This is a genomic window from Persicitalea sp. (assembly GCF_041751555.1).
Taxonomy (GTDB): domain Bacteria; phylum Bacteroidota; class Bacteroidia; order Cytophagales; family Spirosomataceae; genus Persicitalea.
Window position 1 is genome coordinate 1 of sequence record NZ_JBGSXF010000276.1, and the last position, 3,078, is coordinate 3,078.

Consider the following 3,078-nt stretch of genomic DNA (forward strand, 5'->3'; position numbering starts at 1 on the left):
CCAGATGGATGTAAACAGGAGAACCTTCGTCAGTAGTTTGCCCGGCTTGGTCGGGTTGGCGGCCGCCCCCACAATAGTGGGGGCAGCGGCCAACCCACTGAGTTGCGCTTTAGATGTGCAAGATGAGCCTACCTGGCTGGAACTAAATGGCAAAATATACGGAGCCAAACCCGATGAACGAGGGCTCATCGGCGGCGGGACAGGCTACGCAAACCGCATCACGGACAGCGATTATGTAGTCAAGAATCTGGATGAATTGATCGACGCCCTAACGAAAGTACGCGCCGGACAGATTATATTTATTCCCGGCGAAACCGAAATCGACCTGACGACACGGATTTACATCGAGGAACTGGAACTGATTGTACCCACAGGCGTCACTATCGCGGGCGAGCGAGGCCACGAAGGGTCGAAGGGCGCACTCCTAACCAGCGACGCCTTGAAAACGCCCTATATTTTCAAGGTCGCCGGATCGGATGTGCGCATCACCGGATTGAGGATTCAGGGCCCCAATCCGAAGCGCTACGAGGATCATCACACGCGGTCATTCGGGAAAGAGGGTTTGGGAAGGGATTATTATTACAAGTTCCCTACTTCAATGTGCATCCACACCGAGTTTCCCCGGCTGGAAGTGGACAACTGCGAACTGACTGCCTTCGTCAGGGCGATCGCACTTTTCAAAGGTGATGAACACTATATCCACCACAACTACATTCACCATTGCCAGTATAAAGGCTTGGGTTACGGCATTTCGCTGGCTGTGGCTTCTGCTATATTCGAATACAACCTATTCGACAGCAATCGGCATTCTTTGGCGGGGACGGGCAGCCCCGGTTGCGGGTACGTGGCCCGGCACAACGTCGAGTTGGGTACTTCGCTCAGCCACTGTTTCGACATGCACGGCGGCCGGGACCGTAAAGACGGCACGACCATCGCCGGAACGTCCATCGAGATTTACAACAACACCTTCCGAAGTACCGAAAGGGCGGTCGGGATTCGGGGTGAGCCGGAAGACAAGTGTGTCGTCCGTAATAACGGGATCACGCAACACCGCGACGCCAAATCGGCGGTGCTGGCCGAGGAAAGAACGGCTATTTTTGACAACATTTACGGAGAGCATCCGGTTAAATCTGAATAAATACCACGCTATTCGCGATCGGTTTTATTCTGCCAACGCATTGTTCATCAATATGAAAATACTGGATTTATTAAAAATAAAACTCTTTGTAGCTGGCTTCCTTTGTCTGCTGGCTACGAAGAGTTACGCCCAGCGTTACGCTGCCGCGCGCACTCCTGCCGAGTCACGGAAAACCTTCCAGCTCAACGCGAATTTCGACATCGAACCCTTTCTTACGGAGCCGGATGTACTCTCGCCCGTGGACATTGCCTTCGACGGGCGGGGCAACATATACGTGGTTGAAATGGGCGACTATCCTTACGACGCCAAGCCCGGTGACTACAAGGGGCGCATCCGTTTGCTCCGCGATACGGACGGGGACAGCAAGGTCGACAAGTCCTACGTTTTTGCCGAAGACCTTCCCAGCGCCACCAGCGTTTTACCTTGGGAAGACGGTATTCTCGTGACAGCGGCACCGGATATTTTGTATTTGAAAGACACCGACGGTGATTTTAAGGCGGACGAGCGGGAAGTGCTTTTTACGGGATTTTTCGACAAGAATTCAGAAGCGCAAATCACTAATCTCCGCTTCGGTCCCGACAACTGGATTTACGCCAATAACCACGGCCAGCGGGGACTCGTCACATACAAGCGTAAGCCTAACGCTCCGGCGATCGACGTATCGGGCAGCGATTTCCGCTTTCGGCTGGATCGTGATCTGTTCGAAGCGGAGTCAGGAACCGGGCAGTTCGGCCTGGCTGTCGATAATTGGGGGCACCGTTTTTACTCCCAAAACACCCTGCACATCCGACAGGCCCCCATTGCCTGGCGCTACGCCCACCGCCACCTGCATTTGCCCTCCTACAACTCGGAGGTGAATATTTCCGACCACGAACTCGAAATGTTTCAAAAATCAGAAACTCCTTACTGGCGGCAGGAGCGCAGCGACCGCCGCCAGGCCAAGTATGATTCTCTGGGTCTGGATCGAAAGGAATACGCCCGCGCGCATTTCTCAGGTGCTTCCGGGGGTACTTTTTACGGCGGCGATGGTTTCTCAAAAGAATTTTACGGAAATATATTCACCGGCGATGTCATGGGCAACCTCGTCCATCGCGATGTGCTGACTGCCGTGAAGGGCCAACCCGCCTACGTAGCCTCGCGGGCTGCGGACGAGAAAGACAAAGAATTTCTAGCTTCGACCGACCCTTGGTTTCGGCCCGCGAATTTTTATACCGGGCCGGACGGCTACCTGTACGTGGTGGATATGTACCGCCAGCACATCGAAACGCCCGTCTCGATTCCCGAAGATTTGAAGGAAGACATGGATTTTGCCGCAGGCCGACAATACGGCCGGATTTGGCGTCTCTTTCCAAAAGACGGGCAAAAATGCGAGGTCACCCTTCCTGACCTTACGGCTAAGAAATCTGCCGAATTGGTCGTCCTGCTGTCGCATCCCAACCAGTGGTGGCGGCTGACGGCCCAGCGCTTGTTGCTCGAAAGACAAGACAAAGCTACCATCCCGCTGCTGACCAAGACATTAAACGAAAGCACCGATGCTCACGCCCGTCTGCACGCCCTTTACGCTCTGGAAGGAATGAGTGTCCTGAATGCCGAACAGGTAGAAAAGGCCTTGGCAGATACCGAGGCAGGCATTCGGGAACACGTGCTGGTGCTGGCCGAGAAGTACCCCCGGTTTTTGCCCCATATTATTAAATTGACTGACGACCCTTCACCGCAAGTAGCTTTCCAGGCGAGTTTGAGTCTGGGACAGTTTTCAGATAAGGAAGTGCTTCCGGTACTGGCCCGTATTGCGGAGAAAAACGCAGAGGAAAATCTCTACCGGCTGGCCGTGCTGAGTTCCGAAGCGGGAGCTTCGCCCGCTATGCTGAAAACGTTGGCAGACGGCGGCACTTTTTTTAATACTACCTCACCAGGCAAGCTGAAACTGATCGAGGATTATG

At 54.1% G+C, this 3,078-nt stretch carries 2 protein-coding genes; both read left to right on the plus strand.

The window, feature by feature from the left end; translation table 11 throughout:
- Positions 1 to 1,138: hypothetical protein (locus ACEW8P_RS09660; RefSeq protein WP_373512876.1), on the plus strand; the 1,138-nt coding region annotated here is incomplete at its 5' end.
- 52 nt (positions 1,139 to 1,190) lie between these two features.
- Positions 1,191 to 3,078, plus strand: a 1,888-nt coding sequence (locus ACEW8P_RS09665) for a PVC-type heme-binding CxxCH protein (RefSeq protein ID WP_373512877.1), incomplete at its 3' end; no start/stop codon positions are given.